The 14,579-nt window shown below is 65.5% G+C and carries 15 protein-coding genes; 8 read left to right on the top strand and 7 right to left on the bottom strand.

What is annotated here, in order from left to right; all coding sequences use genetic code 11:
• Positions 1-88 precede the first annotated feature (88 nt).
• Both dprA and plsY read right to left on the bottom strand, forming a co-directional pair.
• Positions 89-1,174: a DNA-processing protein DprA gene (gene dprA / locus VFG17_RS16830; RefSeq protein ID WP_325030511.1), complete on the bottom strand. Its 1,086-nt coding sequence runs from the start codon at positions 1,172-1,174 to the stop codon at positions 89-91.
• Positions 1,171-1,773, bottom strand: coding sequence for a glycerol-3-phosphate 1-O-acyltransferase PlsY (plsY, locus tag VFG17_RS16835; RefSeq protein WP_325030512.1), 603 nt, complete (start codon positions 1,771-1,773; stop codon positions 1,171-1,173). Before plsY ends, dprA begins: the two co-directional genes overlap by 4 nt.
• Positions 1,774-1,926: 153 nt before the next feature.
• Here plsY and murI point away from each other — a divergent pair, with 153 nt between their 5' ends.
• Complete coding sequence (gene murI, locus VFG17_RS16840) at positions 1,927-2,733, top strand: glutamate racemase (protein WP_325030513.1); 807 nt, start codon at positions 1,927-1,929, stop codon at positions 2,731-2,733.
• Position 2,734: 1 nt separating this feature from the next.
• Here murI and VFG17_RS16845 read toward each other — a convergent pair whose 3' ends face one another.
• Complete coding sequence (locus VFG17_RS16845; RefSeq protein ID WP_325030514.1) at positions 2,735-3,256, bottom strand: hypothetical protein; 522 nt, start codon at positions 3,254-3,256, stop codon at positions 2,735-2,737.
• A 238-nt stretch (positions 3,257-3,494) separates the two neighbouring features.
• Between VFG17_RS16845 and hemA the strand changes: the two genes are divergently transcribed.
• The 3 genes from hemA to VFG17_RS16860 all read left to right on the top strand — a co-directional run bounded on the left by hemA (position 3,495) and on the right by VFG17_RS16860 (position 6,954).
• Positions 3,495-4,715 (top strand): 5-aminolevulinate synthase, encoded by a 1,221-nt coding sequence (gene hemA / locus VFG17_RS16850; protein WP_325030515.1) that lies wholly within the window; start codon positions 3,495-3,497, stop codon positions 4,713-4,715.
• A 7-nt stretch (positions 4,716-4,722) separates the two neighbouring features.
• Entirely contained in the window at positions 4,723-5,412 is a 690-nt protein-coding gene (locus tag VFG17_RS16855; RefSeq protein WP_325030516.1) for a nitroreductase, read from the top strand.
• Between the two features lie 279 nt (positions 5,413-5,691).
• A complete protein-coding gene (locus VFG17_RS16860) occupies positions 5,692-6,954 on the top strand; it encodes a YceI family protein (protein ID WP_325030517.1) in 1,263 nt (420 codons plus the stop codon).
• Between the two features lie 20 nt (positions 6,955-6,974).
• Here the strand turns inward: VFG17_RS16860 and VFG17_RS16865 are convergent, their stop codons facing one another.
• From VFG17_RS16865 to VFG17_RS16880, 4 genes are all read right to left on the bottom strand, one after another.
• Entirely contained in the window at positions 6,975-7,634 is a 660-nt protein-coding gene (locus VFG17_RS16865) for a class I SAM-dependent methyltransferase (protein WP_325030518.1), read from the bottom strand.
• A 3-nt stretch (positions 7,635-7,637) separates the two neighbouring features.
• A complete protein-coding gene (locus VFG17_RS16870; protein ID WP_325030519.1) occupies positions 7,638-8,855 on the bottom strand; it encodes a DUF3419 family protein in 1,218 nt (405 codons plus the stop codon).
• 150 nt (positions 8,856-9,005) lie between these two features.
• Positions 9,006-9,455 (bottom strand): hypothetical protein, encoded by a 450-nt coding sequence (locus VFG17_RS16875; RefSeq protein WP_325030520.1) that lies wholly within the window; start codon positions 9,453-9,455, stop codon positions 9,006-9,008.
• A gap of 53 nt (positions 9,456-9,508) precedes the next feature.
• On the bottom strand, positions 9,509-10,498 hold the full coding sequence (locus VFG17_RS16880) for a threonine ammonia-lyase (protein WP_325030521.1): 990 nt from the start codon (positions 10,496-10,498) through the stop codon (positions 9,509-9,511).
• 63 nt (positions 10,499-10,561) lie between these two features.
• Here VFG17_RS16880 and VFG17_RS16885 point away from each other — a divergent pair, with 63 nt between their 5' ends.
• The 4 genes from VFG17_RS16885 to VFG17_RS16900 all read left to right on the top strand — a co-directional run bounded on the left by VFG17_RS16885 (position 10,562) and on the right by VFG17_RS16900 (position 14,548).
• Positions 10,562-11,770, top strand: a complete 1,209-nt coding sequence (locus VFG17_RS16885) for a saccharopine dehydrogenase family protein (protein ID WP_325030522.1) — start codon at positions 10,562-10,564, stop codon at positions 11,768-11,770.
• Between the two features lie 156 nt (positions 11,771-11,926).
• Entirely contained in the window at positions 11,927-13,012 is a 1,086-nt protein-coding gene (locus tag VFG17_RS16890; protein WP_325030523.1) for an alpha/beta hydrolase, read from the top strand.
• Complete coding sequence (locus tag VFG17_RS16895) at positions 13,009-13,362, top strand: DMT family protein (RefSeq protein ID WP_325030524.1); 354 nt, start codon at positions 13,009-13,011, stop codon at positions 13,360-13,362. Before VFG17_RS16890 ends, VFG17_RS16895 begins: the two co-directional genes overlap by 4 nt.
• Positions 13,363-13,375: 13 nt before the next feature.
• Positions 13,376-14,548, top strand: coding sequence for a carboxynorspermidine decarboxylase (locus VFG17_RS16900; protein WP_325030525.1), 1,173 nt, complete (start codon positions 13,376-13,378; stop codon positions 14,546-14,548).
• Positions 14,549-14,579 lie beyond the last annotated feature (31 nt).

Raw genomic sequence — 14,579 nt, forward strand, 5'->3', positions numbered from 1 at the left:
TATCATCAGCCTGTCGCTCTGCCACTGAACCGTGGCTGAACCGGGATGAATCGTTATATTGCGGTGGCTTAGGGCGCTGTGCCGGTCATCATACCAGCGAAACCCGCGCCCCTGCATGCCGCTCGATCCGGCCTGCCAGCTCGAGTTCGAGGAGGACCAGCTGGACGGTCGCCGCCGCCTGCCCCGACTGCCGGACCAGTTCGTCTATCGCCACCGGTGTAGGGCCGAGCAGCTCGGCGACGCCGCGCCGCTCGCCCTCCCCCGCCTCGACCGGCGCAGCGGCCGCCGCATAGCGGCGCAACGGTTCGCGAACCATGCGCGTGTCGATCGGCCCGACCGCCTCCAGCACATCGTCGACCGTCTGGATCAAGGTCGCGCCCTCGCGGATCAGCAGGTTGCAGCCCTGCGCGCGCGGGTCGAGCGGTGATCCCGGTACCGCCATCACCTCGCGGCCATAATCGCCGGCGCGCCGGGCGGTGATCAGCGACCCCGATTTCGGCGCCGCCTCGATCACCACGGTGCCGTGCGCGACACCGGCGATGATCCGGTTGCGCGACGGAAAATGCCGCGCGAGCGGCTCGGTTCCCGGCGGCTGCTCGGCGATGAGCAGTTGATCGCTCGCGATCTTTTCCTGCAGCGCGGCATTTTCGGGCGGAAAGGCGACGTCGATGCCGCTCGCGATCACGCCCGCCGTCGCCCCGCCCAGCGCGCCGATATGCGCGGCGGTATCGACCCCGCGCGCCAGTCCGCTGACCACCGTGACGTCGCGCGCGGCCAGGTCCGCCGCAAGCTGGCGCGCGAAGCGGCACGCGGCCGCCGATGCGTTGCGCGCGCCGACGATCGCGACGCACGGGCGCCGCAGCATGGACGCATCGCCGCGCACGATGACGACGGGCGGCGCGCCCTCGACCTCGCGCAGCATCGGCGAATAATCATCCTCGTCGCTAAAGACGTGCCGCGCGCCGAGCGCCGCGACCCGCTCGACCTCGCGCTCGGCGACTTCGAGCGGCGCGATCCGCGCCCGCCCTGCCCCGCCGCGCAGCACGAGGTCGGGCAAGGCGTCGAGCGCGGCCTCGCCCGACCCGAACCGCGCCATCAGCTGGTGCCAGCTGACCGGCCCGACATGCGGTGTGCGGATCAATCGCAGCCGCGCCAGCCGCTCGGCGTGGGTCACGCACGCTCCTTGCCGGCGCCGACGCGCGGCTCGGTCCCGGCGCGCAATCGCGCGATATTCTCGCGATGCCGCCAAAGCACGATCACCGCGAGCCCCGCGAGCCCGATTGCATAGACCGGATAGCCGAATGCCAGCGCCGCGATCGGTGCCGACACCGCGCCGAGCATTCCGCCCAGCGACGAGATGCGCAGAAGCAGGACGGTGCCGAGCCACATGACCGCGAATATCAGCCCGATCGGCCAGGCGAGCGCCAACGCCAGCCCGAGCAATGTCGCAACGCCCTTGCCGCCCCTGAAATTCAGCCACACGGGATAGCAATGGCCGATCATCGCCGCCGCGCCCGCGATCATCGCGGCATGATTGCCGAGTTCGGGAACGAAATGCCGTGCGAGCAACACCGCAACCGCGCCCTTCGCGCCGTCGAGGATCAGGGTCGCCGCCGCCAGCTCCTTGCGCCCCGTGCGCAGCACATTGGTCGCGCCGATATTGCCCGATCCGATCTGGCGCAGGTCGCCCGCACCGAACAGCCGCGTCAGGATCACCCCGAACGGGATCGAGCCCAGCAGGTAACCCGCAGCGATCAGCAAAAAAATCGTCATAAAATCCCTGCTCCGTTCGGCCCCTTTTGCCGGGGTTGGAAAAAGCAATCAACGGATTCGGACAGACGATCGCCGAAATGGACAAATCCGTCGTCCCCGAGAAGCCGGGGCGACGGGCATTGACCTCTCACCGCCGCCTGCTAGGCGACGGACATGCAGTCCCCGCCCGCCAGCGCCCCCCTCCTTTTCTTCGATAGCGGCCTCGGCGGGCTCACCGTCCTCGGCCCGACGCGCGCGCTGCTGCCGACCGCGCCGATCGTCTACGCCGCCGATTATGCCGGGCTGCCCTATGGCAAGAAGAGCGACGAGGAACTCGCCGCGCGCGTTCCGGCGCTGCTCGGCCGCCTCGTCGAGCGGTATCAGCCGCGGCTCGCCGTCATCGCGTGCAATACCGCCTCGACGATCGCGCTCGGCCACGTCCGCGCCGCGCTCGACCTGCCGATCGTCGGCACCGTGCCCGCGATCAAGCCCGCGGCCGAAATGACGAAGACCGGCGTGATCGGCGTGCTCGGCACCGAAGCGACGGTTCGCCAGCCCTATGTCGACGATCTGAGCGCGCGCTTCGCCGACGGAAAGACCGTGCTGCGCCACGGCAGCCCCGGGCTCGTCACCGGCGCCGAAGCCAAGCTGCGCGGCGAGGCGGTCGATCCCGACGTGATCGCGCGTGCGATCGCCGGTCTGCGCGATCAGCCAGGCGGCGATGCGATCGACGTCATCGTCCTCGCCTGCACGCATTTCCCGCTGCTTCAGGACGAATTGCAGGCGGCCGCGGGGCCCGGCGTCAGCCTGATCGACGGCGCCGCGGGCATCGCAAGGCGCATCGCCCATCTCACCCAAGGTCAACTTTGGCCCGACACGCCCCAGCCCGGCATTGCCGTCTTCACTCGCAGCGACGACCGCCCGCCCCCGCCGCGCACCGCGCTCGCGCCCTATGGCATCGGATCGGTCGAAACGATCTAGTTCATTCCGCACCGCCGGCGCACGACGCCAGCCAGGCGCGATCCTCGGGCGCGGGGCCCTGCTCGCCCAGGTCGTCCGCACGCGGCATCCCCAAGTCCCGGCCCGCGCCGGTGCAGGAGTGGAAATCGCGTCCACCTTCGACCAGCCGCCCGCCGCACAGACCCAGCTTCCGGTCGATAGCCTGCCAGCCCACCTTCGCCGCGCCCGAAGGCGCGCGCCCGCTGCAATAGGTGTCGGTTTCCGACCCCGGGTCGCCGCAAATTTTCTCGATATGCGCGACATTGGCTTTCACCGTGCCGACAAAGCGCTGTTCATAATAGGCGTTGGTCGCGAAATAGCGCTGGACGCCGCATAGCCGGTCGCCGCGCTGGGCGAGCATTTTATACTCGCAGATTTCCGCGCCCTGATAGGTTTCGCAGCGCATCCAGCTTCCATCGAAAGGTGCCGGCGCCTGCGCGGGTGCCGGATTCGAGATCCAAAGTCCCGCGGCGATCGGCGCGATGGCGGTAATGACAAGACGCATGGCGGAATCATTCCTTTCCGTTTCCGTTCGACTCGCGACTAGCCGCCCCGGATCGAATGCAGGGTGCGATCGATCACAGCAACCGGCAAGGTCACGACGCGGTGGGACAATTTGCCCCAGTTCTGCGAATCGTTCGCACTGGCCTTCGACGCTTTTCGGCGTTATTGGCCCGCATGTTAATAGCCGCCGGGGGAGCGGCACCCAGAATTTGACTGGCACCTGACTGCGGGGCTGAAACGTGAATTACAACGATATCTTCGCACGCGCGATCGACCGGCTGCACGAAGAAGGGCGCTACCGCGTCTTCATCGATATCCTGCGCAACAAGGGCGCTTTCCCGAACGCGCGCTGCTTCGCCGGCCATAACGGACCGAAGCCGATCACCGTCTGGTGCTCGAACGACTATCTCGCGATGGGCCAGCATCCGAAGGTTGTCGCCGCGATGGAAGAGGCGCTGCACGACGTCGGCGCCGGATCGGGCGGCACGCGCAACATCGGCGGCAACACGCATTATCACATCGACCTCGAGGCCGAGCTTGCCGACCTGCACGGCAAGGATGGCGCGCTGCTCTTCACCTCGGGCTATATTTCGAACGAGGCGACGCTCGGCACGCTCGGCAAGCTGCTCCCGAACTGCATCATCTATTCGGACGAACTCAACCACGCCTCGATGATCGCGGGCATCCGCAATTCGGGCTGCGAAAAGCGCGTCTGGCGCCACAACGACCTTGAGCATCTCGAGGAACTGCTCGCCGCCGACGATCCCGAGGCGGCGAAGCTGATCGCGTTCGAAAGCGTCTATTCGATGGACGGCGACGTCGCCCCGATCCACGCGATCTGCGACCTTGCCGAGAAGTATAACGCGCTGACCTATTGCGACGAAGTCCATGCCGTCGGCATGTACGGCCCACGCGGCGGCGGCATCACCGACCGCGACGAAGCGGCGCACCGCGTCACGATCATCGAAGGCACGCTCGGCAAGGCGTTCGGCGTGATGGGCGGCTATATCGCCGCCGAGAAGAATATCATCGACGTGATCCGCTCCTATGCGCCCGGCTTCATCTTCACCACCAGCCTGTCGCCGGTACTCGTCGCGGGCGTGCTCGCGAGCGTGCGGCACCTCAAATCGTCGAGCGTCGAACGCGAGGCGCAGCAGGAAGCAGCCGCCTATCTCAAGCAGAGCTTTCGCGATGCGGGCCTGCCGGTGATGGATTCGACCACACATATCGTCCCGCTGATGGTCGGCGACCCGGTGCGTGCGAAGAAGATCAGCGACATATTGCTCGCCGAATATGGCGTTTATGTGCAGCCGATCAATTTCCCGACCGTCCCGCGCGGTACCGAACGCCTGCGCTTCACCCCGGGTCCGGCGCATGATGAGGCGATGATGCGCGAGCTCACCGAGGCGCTCGTCGAAATCTGGGACCGACTCGAATTGCAGCTTCTGAAGGCGGCGTGACGGCAGCGTGACGGGCGCACCCGGCTATGATGAGGTCGTCGTCGGACGCCGCTCGATCCGCGGTTTCCTCGACAAGCCCGTTCCGAAAGCACTGATCGGCGAAATCCTCGAGGTCGCGATGCGCGCGCCCTCGTCGTTCAACAACCAGTGCTGGAACTTCTCGGTTGTCACCGGCGAACCGCTCGCTGCGATCCGCCGGGGCAACACCGAAGGCATCCTCGCCGGCAAGCCCGACAGCCGCGAGTTCCGCCGCTTCGACGGCATTGCCGACGACCACCGCGCGCGCCAGATCGAGATCGCGAAGCAATTGTTCGGCGCGATGGGGATAGCGCGCGAGGACAAGGACGCGCGTCAGGACTGGGTGCTGCGCGGTTTTCGCCAGTTCGATGCGCCCGTCAGTATCGTCGTCACCTATGACCGCGTGCTGCTCGGCAGCGACATCGCGCCCTTCGACTGCGGCGCGGTGACCAACGCGCTGGTCAACGCGGCCTGGTCGCGCGGGCTCGGCTGCGTGATCAACAGCCAGGGCATCATGCAAAGCCCCGTCGTGCGCGAACATGCGCGCATCCCCGACGATCAGGTCATCATGATCTGCGTCGCGATGGGCTGGCCCGACGGCGACTTTCCGGCGAATGCGGTGGTGTCGAAGCGCAAGAGCGTCGAGGACGCGGTGCGGTTCGTCGGGTTCGAGGATTGATCGGCGAGATTATCTCCAGCGCGATTGGAGCGGGCATGGACTTTTTCGTCGCGGGCCAACTCGACCGTGGGCTGCGCCGGCATTTCTGGTTTCGACTGATCCTTCTTGCAGTGCTGGCAATTGCAGCAGGCCTCGCTGCCGGATCACTGCTTCGCCTTCTGATATAAAAGCAGGAACTTCGCGTGCTGCGGGCGGCACTATCACGACTGCCTTCGACAAGATCGATACGCCCCGATAAGGTGAAGAGTGAATCCGACCTCCCCTTGTTGAAAGATTTTCATGCCAGCACAGCGTTATAGCTACACCGCCATCGCGCTGCACTGGCTCATCGCGCTATTGCTGGCCTTCCAGATCGCGCTCGGCTGGGCGCTCGAAGGCAACAACAGCCCCGAACTCTTCGCGCGATACCAGCTCCACAAGTCGATCGGCATCACGATCCTGCTGCTCAGCCTCGCGCGGCTGGCCGTCCGGTTCATCCTGCCGCGCCCGCCCGCATCCGATGGTCCGGCGTGGACGCGCACGCTCGCCGGCATCGTCCATGGCCTCTTCTATCTGGTGATGATTCTCGGCCCGCTCACGGGTTGGCTGCTCGTTTCGACGGCCCGCGTGCAGGTGCCGACTTTGCTCTACGGCATTGTTCCATGGCCCCACCTGCCCGTCGGCCGCAGCTGGCACGAGCCCGCCGAGAGCATCCACGGCGCGATGGCATGGATCGCGATCGGGCTGTTCCTGCTCCATATCGCCGGCGCGCTTCGCCATCAGTGGCTGCTCGGCAAACCCGAGCTTCAGCGCATGATCCCCTTCGCGCGCGGCAAGGCCGTCGGTGCCGCGATCGGCGCGCTGGCGCTTGTCGCGGGCGCGTTCGCCGTGGGGCAGACGATCTATCCCGAGCGGAGCCGGACTGTCGTGGAGAAAACGATGCCGGTGCCGACTGCCGAACCCGTCGCGCCACCGGCTGCACCCGCCGCTTCAGTGGCCATGGATGCCGAGGCGCCCGTGGAGGATGTCGCCAAGGCGGCCCCCGAAGACACAGGCGAGCCGCTCGCCGACTGGACCGTCGCGCCGAGCGGGCACCTAGGCTTTACCGCGCGCTGGAACGGCGAAGCGGTCAACGGCAGCTTCGACCGCTGGCGCGCCGCCATCCGTTTCAGCCGCGACCACCTTGCCGAGTCGAATATTCGCGTGACCGTCGATCTTGCGTCGGCCGACACGGGCGACGGACAGCGCGACGATTCGCTGAAGGGCAGCGATTTCTTTAACGTCACCGCACGGCCGAACGCGGTCTTCACCGCGCGCGACGTCCGCCACCTGGGCGGCGACCGCTACGAAGCGCGCGGCACGCTCGACCTGCGCGGCGCCAGCAAGCCCGCGACCGTGCGCTTCACGCTGCGCATCGACGGCGACAAGGCGCGCGTCGCGGGGACCGCGCGCATCGACCGCACCGCCTTCGGCGTCGGTCAGGGCGAATGGGCCGCGACCGACGCGATCGCCGCCGCGGTCGACGTCGATTTCTCGTTCAGCGCGACGCGTCCAGCATCCTGACGGCCCCGTAGAAATGCGATCTAGTGCGGGCGCCTGTCGATCCTGACCGACCAGGTATAGCCGCGATACAGCCGGGTTACCGACATCCGCCCCCCGATATCGTTCGCCACTTCGCGCGCCGCCTCGACCAGCATCGCCCGCGGCTCGACATGAAAGCGCGCCAGCCAGCCGAGCAGCACTCCGCGCCACCAGGCGGGCAGTTCCTCCTGCTGGCCGAAATCGACGATGTGAAGCGAGCCATAGGGTGCCAAGTGGCGTGTCGCTTCGCGCATCGCGCCCTGCCAGTCGGGGATCATCGACAGCGTATAGCTCTGGAATATCCGGTCGAACCCGTCGGCCCGAAACAGCGCGTTCGGGTCGAAATCGGTCGCGTCGCCTTCTGCCACCCTGATCCTTTTGGCGAGCCCCGCGCGCGCGATCGAGGCCCGCGCAGTTTTCAGCATTTCGCCCGAGATATCTACGCCGTAAAAGCGCGCGCCCGGCCAGCACCGTGCGGCCGCGATCAGGTTGCGCCCGGTTCCGCAGCCGATTTCGAGTACCCGGCCACCTACCGGGGGCATCAGCTCGTCGATCAACCGGTCGCGGCCGAGCAGATAATATTTGCGGGTCAGGTCATAGATATGACGCTGCTCCCGATAAACGCCGTCCATCCGCGCGGCATGCCCCTCCCCCCGGCGCATGGCTCAGTCCTTCAAAACATAAAGATGGACCCCGCCATAGATCGCCGACCGGTCGCGGCGCGTATAGTCGAGCGACGCTTGTTCGCGATACGCCCAGCGACTTAGCAAATCGTCGGGAAGCCGTCCGGGAAGCAAGGTCGGCTCGGCCGCAGTGCGGAACAGCACGCGTGCGCCGGGCCGGGCCGTACGCGTCACCTCGGTCCACAGCGCCGCGAGCTGCGCGTCGCTCATCCAGTCCTGCGCGTCGAGGAAAATATAGCGATCGAAGCTTGCCGCATCGGCGGCCGCGAGCATGTCGGTCATATTCGCATGAAGCATCGTCACGCGCTCGGCACGCGCCTTCACTGCCGCATAATTCGCCGCCTGCAGATAGGGCGGCAGCGGCACCGTCACCCCTTTGCCATAACCGCGGCCGAACGCCTGCCAGGCGAAATAATTCTCATCGAGCGGGAAGTCGCACGCCAGCTTTTCGAGCCGCGCGCGCAGGACGTCGGCCATCGGTTTGCCGTCGGCGAGCGCGTCATATTGCGCGGGCGGAATGCCGAGACCGAACAGCGACGAGCGTTGGTCGGTAACCCACCGAATGAACTTCCGGTCGAAGAAGGGTGCGAACTTCGCTTCGAAGATCGCGCGCTGCTCCTCGACCGTCCGTGCCGCAAGAAACTGCCGGGGGTCAATGCGATGTATCCGCGCGACCAGATGCGCGAGGCCGATGAAGTTGCCGAGCAGCCCGCGCTTGTAAACGCCGCGCGCAAAACCGTTGATCCGGCGGCGCCCGACAAGATCGCGCCCCTCCCAATAACGCCGGCTCGTCTCGTCGAGATGCGGGCGGACAAAGGCGCGGTAATCGGCGATGTTCGCGCTGCTGTCGGCATCGGCGAAGAAACGGCGAAAGCTGAGATAATCGGGCAGCCGCTGGATCGCGACGCGCTTCAGATGGTTGAGGGCGACATGCGCGGTATTGAGGTCGACCGCGACGATCTCGGCAGGATCGGCGGTTAGATAGGAAAAGACGTTGCAACCCCCGCTCGCGATCGTCGCGATCCGGTTGCCCGGTTCGATCGCCAGCGCCTCCATGTCGACGACCGGGTCCTCCCATATCTGCGCATAAACGAGGCCCTTGAAGGCGAGCGCGAATGCACGGTCGAGCAGGCGCTGCTTCTGTTCGGCATCTTCGCGCACGACCGCGGCGGCGATCTTGCGATTGGGCTGGCTGGCCATGGGTGACGGTCTCCCGGAGATAGGTGGATCCGGGGCCGCGCATGGCAGCTTATGTTGCGATTCCCGCGTCGTTTCGATGACAAATCGGCGACAGCGTCAAAAAACCATCCGTCATTCCCGCGTAGGCGGGAATGACGGAAAGGCCTCAAATCAGTCTCTGCAATATCCTTCGCCTTCCTTGACGATCAGGCATTCCTTCTTGCCAGCGAGATATTTGAGGCCGGTTTCGTCGCCATTGCCGCGGTGCAGGCTCAGATCCTCACTGCCACGCTTGAATCGAATGCCATGCTCGCTGTCTTCGCCGTCATAGGTCCCCTTGGTATCGAGGTCCGACTGCATCTCGAGCTTGTATTTGCCGGGCTCGGCGGGGGTGATCGTCGCATACATGCCCTCGACCCCGGTCCACTTGCCCGCCCAGCTGGCGAAGCGATGCGGCGCGGTGGCCGGATCACTGGCTTCGGCGGTTTCGGGCGGCGCGGTTTCGACCGGAACCTCGGTCGTCGTCGTATCGGTCGGCGCGGGCGCCGGCGCTTCCGCCTTTTCGCAGCCTGCCAGCAGCACGAGCGCCGCGGCACTCGCCAAAATCACGCTTTTCTGCATCTTGCTTCTCCTTCCCCGTCCCAACGCATGCCGGCGGATAAGTTTCCGCCGGCCTATTCGGTGATGATCTCCGCGAACTTCAGCGGGTCGACATTGCCGCCCGACAGGGTGACGAGTGTCGCGTCGGTCACCGACACCTTCCCGGCGAGCACCGCCGCGAGCGCCGCCGCACCGCCAGGCTCGACGACGAGGTGCAATTTCTCGAACGCCAGCCGCATCGCGTCGCGCACCTCGCTCCGCGTCACGACGGCGCCCTTCACGCTGCGCGCCTGCAGCACCGCGAAATTGATCGGCCAGGTTTCGGGCGTCTGAAGCGCGTCGCATTCGGTCGGATAAGCCATATCCTCGACCGAGAGGATTTTGCCCGCGGCAAGGCTACGCGTCACATCGTCCCAGCCCTCGGGCTCGACCGCGACGATCTCGGCATTGGGCAAGGCGAGCGCGAGCCCCGCCGAGAGGCCGCCGCCGCCGCAACAGGCGATCACCTTGTCGGGACCGTCGATGCCGCGCGCCTTCATCTGCGCCGCCGCCTCGATCCCGGCGCTGCCCTGCCCCTCGATGATCCACGGGTCGCCATAGGCATGGACGAGCGTTCCGCCGCGCTCGGCGAGCAGCTTGGCGGCGACCGCATCGCGCGATTCGGTGACGCGATCGTAAAGCACGACCTCGGCGCCGAGCTTGCGCGTCGCGGCGAGCTTCATCGTGGGCGCGTTGCTCGGCATCACGATCGTCGCCTTGATTCCCAGCCGCTTCGCCGCCCAGGCGACGCCTTGCGCATGGTTGCCGCTCGACACGCCGACGACGCCCTCATTGGCCTGCTCGGGGCTGAGGTCGGTCAGCCGGTGCCACGCGCCGCGGATCTTGAACGCGCCGACGGGTTGGAGGCATTCGGCCTTGCACCAGACCGTCCTGCCGTCGATCTCCAGCGGCAACAGCGGCGTTTGCGGCAGCAATGCAGCGACTTTCGCCGCCGCGCGTTCGACCCCTGCGAGCGTGGGCGCACGTGTCGGATCGATCAGGGTATCGGGGCTTTGCTGTGTCATGGCTTCGTCCTATAGGGCGCGGCATACAACACAAGCCGCAGCATAGCGGGCAGGAGATTTTTCATGAGCAAGGTATTGGTGATCGGCGCAGGCGGCGTCGGTTCGGTCGCGGTGCACAAGATGGCCATGAATCCCGACATCTTTCCCGACATCACGCTCGCGAGCCGCCGCAAGTTCAAATGCGACGCGATCGCCGAGTCAGTGAAGGAACGCACGGGCGTCACGATCAAGACCGCCGAGGTCGACGCCGATCATATCGACGCGACCGCGGCGCTGATCCGCTCGATCGGCGCGACGCATGTCGTCAACCTAGCGCTCCCCTATCAGGACCTCACGATCATGGAGGCGTGCCTGTCGACCGGCGCGCATTATCTCGACACCGCGAATTACGAACCGCGCGACGAGGCGAAGTTCGAATATCACTGGCAATGGGCCTATCAGGACCGCTTCAAGGAGGCGGGGCTAATGGCGCTGCTCGGCTCGGGTTTCGACCCTGGGGTGACGAGCGTCTTCACGACATGGCTGCGCAAGCATCATTTCGACCGCATCGACACGCTCGACATTCTCGACTGCAACGGCGGCGACCATGGCCAGCATTTCGCGACCAACTTCAATCCCGAGATCAACATCCGCGAAGTGACCGCGGTCGCGCGCCACTGGGAAAATGGCGACTGGGTCGAAACCCCGCCGATGTCGGTGAAGCAGCAGTTCGATTTCGAGGCCGTCGGCCCGAAGACGATGTACCTCATGTATCATGAGGAAATCGAAAGCCTGAAAACGCACCTGCCCGAGATTCAGCGCATCCGCTTCTGGATGACCTTCGGCGAGGCTTATATCACGCATCTGACCGTGCTCCAGAATGTCGGCATGACGCGGATCGATCCGGTGATCTACGAAGGCCGCGAGATCGTCCCGCTCCAGTTCCTGAAAGCGGTTCTCCCCGAACCGTCGAGCCTCGGCGAGACGACCAAGGGCAAGACCAACATCGGCGTCATCGCGACCGGCCTCGGCAAGGACGGCAAGGAAAAGACGCTCTACCTCTACAATATCTGCGACCATGAGGACGCGTTTGCCGAAACGGGCAACCAGGCGGTGAGCTATACCACCGGCGTGCCCGCGATGATCGGCGCGGCGATGATGGTCACCGGCACGTGGAACGGCGACGGCGTGTTCAACATGGAGCAGATGGATCCGGATCCTTTCATGGACATGCTCAACAAGCACGGCCTGCCGTGGCAAGTGAAGGAACTGGACGCGCCGCTCGATTTCTGATCGCGGTTCGATCCCGAGCCATCGTCAACGATAAAACTCCGTTCGTGCTGAGCTTGTCGAAGCGCCGTTCTTCTTTCGATGTTGCAAAGACAGGACGGCCCTTCGACAAGCTCAGGGCGAACGGTTTTTTGTGCCCGAACAATTGAGAGACATCCTATGAGATTGGCCTTCGCAATCCTCGCGGCGATTGCACTTTCAACCCCCGTCGCCGCCCAATCCGACGACGCCTACGCCCCCGCCCGCGCGATCGTCGCCGATATCGGCAAGATCGTGACGCCGAACGGCGTGCAGGAGACGTTCGAGGTCACGCTCGGCGGCGCGCGGCAGGTCGTGAACGTCCGCGGCTCGGACCGCGACAATCCGATCCTGATCTTCGTCCACGGCGGTCCTGGTGCCGTCGAGATGCCCTTCGCCTGGGCCTTCCAGCGGCCATGGGAAGATGTATTCACCGTCGTCCAGTACGACCAGCGCGGCGCGGGGCGCAGCTATCCGCTGAACGACCCGGAGGCGCTCGCGCCGAGGATGACGCCCGAACGTTATCGCGACGACGCCATCGAGCTGATCGAGTTGCTCAAGAAACGCTATGCCAAGCGCAAGGTCGTGTTGATGGGGCACAGCTGGGGTTCGTTCGTCGGCCTGTCGGTCGCTGTGAAGCGCCCCGATCTTCTCTATGCCTATGTCGGCGTCGGCCAAGGCATCGATTTTCGAGAAGGCGAAAAGGCGGGTATGGCGTGGACGCGCGCCAAGGCGCTGGCGGCGGGCAACACGGAGGCGGTCGCCGCGATCGACGCGCTCGCGCCCTATCCGCAAGGCGAGTTCACGATCGCCAAGGCCGACGGCTGGCGCAAATATGCGATCCCCTATGGCTCGCTGATCTATAACAAGCCCGACCTCAAATATTATTTCCAGACCCCGCGCCTGTCGCCCGAATATACGCCCGCCGATGTGCAGGCTTGGGGCAAGGGCAGCGCATTTTCGGTGACGACGCTCTGGCCGCGGCTCGCCGACGTCAGCTTCAATTCGGTGCGCAAGATGGACGTGCCGATCGTCTTCCTGCTCGGGCGGCATGATTATACCGTGCCGTCGCCGGTGGCGGCCAACTGGTTCGGACAGGTCAAGGCGCCTTCGAAGAAGCTCGTCTGGCTCGAACATTCGGCGCATATGCCGATGGTCGAGGAACCGGGGCATTTCTTTGCCGCGCTGCTCCGCGACGTGCTGCCGCTGACGAAGGATCTCAAATGACTGCCTGGCTCGCGCCGATCGGCCTGCTGTTCGTTTCGAACATCTTCATGACCTTCGCCTGGTACGGCCAGCTCGGCGCGGTGTCGCGGCCCATCTGGCTCGCGGTGCTGATCGCGTGGGGCATTGCCTTCTTCGAATATTGCCTCGTCATCCCGGCGAACCGCATCGGCTATGGCGTTTACAGCGCCGCCGAACTCAAGACCTTGCAAGAAGTGATCACGCTGATCATATTCGCCGGGTTCGCGGTCTTCTGGCTCGGTGAGAAGCTGACCTTGAATCATCTCGTCGGCTTCGGTCTGATCGCGGCGGGGGCGTTCTTCATCTTCAAGGGACCGATCCCGGTCTCATAGGAAATACAGCGACATGGAAACCCGTGCCGGCGATCCCGGAGCCTTTGCCCGCTTCGACCTGACCCGCGTCCCCTCTCCCGCCTTCGTCGTCGATGCGGCGAAAGTGCGCGCCAATCTCGCGCTGCTGCGCCATATCGGCGATGCGTCGGGCGCCCGCGTGCTCGCGGCGCTCAAGGCCTTCTCGATGTGGTCGCTCGGTTCGACGGTTGCCGATTATCTCGACGGCGTGTGTGCCTCGGGCCTCTACGAAGCCAAGCTCGGCCGCGGCGAATATGGCGGGGAAGTCGCGACCTATTGCGCCGGCTACAAGGAAGCCGACCTGCCCGAGATCGCGGCGCTCTCCGACCATCTGATTTTCAATTCGCCGGGACAGATCGCGCGTTTCCGCCCGCTGCTCGACGAACTGCGCGCGAAGGGCGAGACGTTCGACATCGGCCTGCGCATCAATCCGATGCACAGCGAGGGCGAGGTCGCGAAATATGATCCCGCCGCGCCGTGCAGCCGCCTCGGCTTCCCGATCAGCCAATTGCTGCCCGAGCATATGGAGGGCGTCGACGGCGTCCATATGCACAGCCTGTGCGAGCAGGACTTCCCGCCGCTGCAGCGCACCTGGGACGCGGTGCAGCCGATGCTGCGCCCCTTCTTCAGCCAGCTCAAATGGATCAACTTCGGCGGCGGGCACCATGTCACCCGCGCCGACTATCAGGTCGACGACCTGATCGCCTTCCTGAAGCAGGTGCGCGCGGCGACCGACTGCGACGTGATGATCGAGCCCGGCGAGGCGATCGCGCTCGACGCGGGCATCCTCGTCGGCGAGATCCTCGACCTGTTCGACAATGGCATGCCGATCGGCATCACCGATATTTCGGCGACCTGCCACATGCCCGACGTGATCGAAGCGCCGTACCGCCCGGCGATGCTGGGCGAAGGCAGCGAGGGCATGCCGACACGTCTCGGCGGCCCCTCGTGCCTCGCGGGCGACGTGATCGGCGACTATCGCCTCCCCGGCGGCGCGCGCATCGGCCAGCGCTTCGCCTTCCTCGACCAGGCGCATTATTCGATGGTCAAGACGAACACCTTCAACGGCGTGCCGCTGCCGTCGATCTGGCTGTGGGACAGCGAGAGTGACGAACTGAGGCTGATCCGCGGATTCGGCTATGAGGATTTCAAGGCGCGGCTGAGTTAGAACACCGTGCGTCCCCGCGAAGGCGGGGACC

Origin of the sequence: Sphingopyxis sp. (assembly GCF_035686825.1) — a bacterium.
GTDB lineage: Bacteria > Pseudomonadota > Alphaproteobacteria > Sphingomonadales > Sphingomonadaceae > Sphingopyxis.

Excerpts from the sequence above, each read along its gene's own strand:
- VFG17_RS16880 (WP_325030521.1), bottom strand. The coding sequence starts at position 10,498 with ATGACACAGCAAAGCCCCGATACCCTGATCGATCCGACACGTGCGCCC.
- murI (WP_325030513.1), top strand. The coding sequence starts at position 1,927 with ATGCAGTCCCCGCCCGCCAGCGCCCCCCTCCTTTTCTTCGATAGCGGC.
- VFG17_RS16885 (WP_325030522.1), top strand. The coding sequence starts at position 10,562 with ATGAGCAAGGTATTGGTGATCGGCGCAGGCGGCGTCGGTTCGGTCGCG.
- VFG17_RS16900 (WP_325030525.1), top strand. The coding sequence starts at position 13,376 with ATGGAAACCCGTGCCGGCGATCCCGGAGCCTTTGCCCGCTTCGACCTG.
- VFG17_RS16860 (WP_325030517.1), top strand. The coding sequence starts at position 5,692 with ATGCCAGCACAGCGTTATAGCTACACCGCCATCGCGCTGCACTGGCTC.
- VFG17_RS16895 (WP_325030524.1), top strand. The coding sequence starts at position 13,009 with ATGACTGCCTGGCTCGCGCCGATCGGCCTGCTGTTCGTTTCGAACATC.
- VFG17_RS16870 (WP_325030519.1), bottom strand. The coding sequence starts at position 8,855 with ATGGCCAGCCAGCCCAATCGCAAGATCGCCGCCGCGGTCGTGCGCGAA.
- VFG17_RS16845 (WP_325030514.1), bottom strand. The coding sequence starts at position 3,256 with ATGCGTCTTGTCATTACCGCCATCGCGCCGATCGCCGCGGGACTTTGG.
- VFG17_RS16875 (WP_325030520.1), bottom strand. The coding sequence starts at position 9,455 with ATGCAGAAAAGCGTGATTTTGGCGAGTGCCGCGGCGCTCGTGCTGCTG.
- plsY (WP_325030512.1), bottom strand. The coding sequence starts at position 1,773 with ATGACGATTTTTTTGCTGATCGCTGCGGGTTACCTGCTGGGCTCGATC.
- VFG17_RS16890 (WP_325030523.1), top strand. The coding sequence starts at position 11,927 with ATGAGATTGGCCTTCGCAATCCTCGCGGCGATTGCACTTTCAACCCCC.
- VFG17_RS16865 (WP_325030518.1), bottom strand. The coding sequence starts at position 7,634 with ATGCGCCGGGGGGAGGGGCATGCCGCGCGGATGGACGGCGTTTATCGG.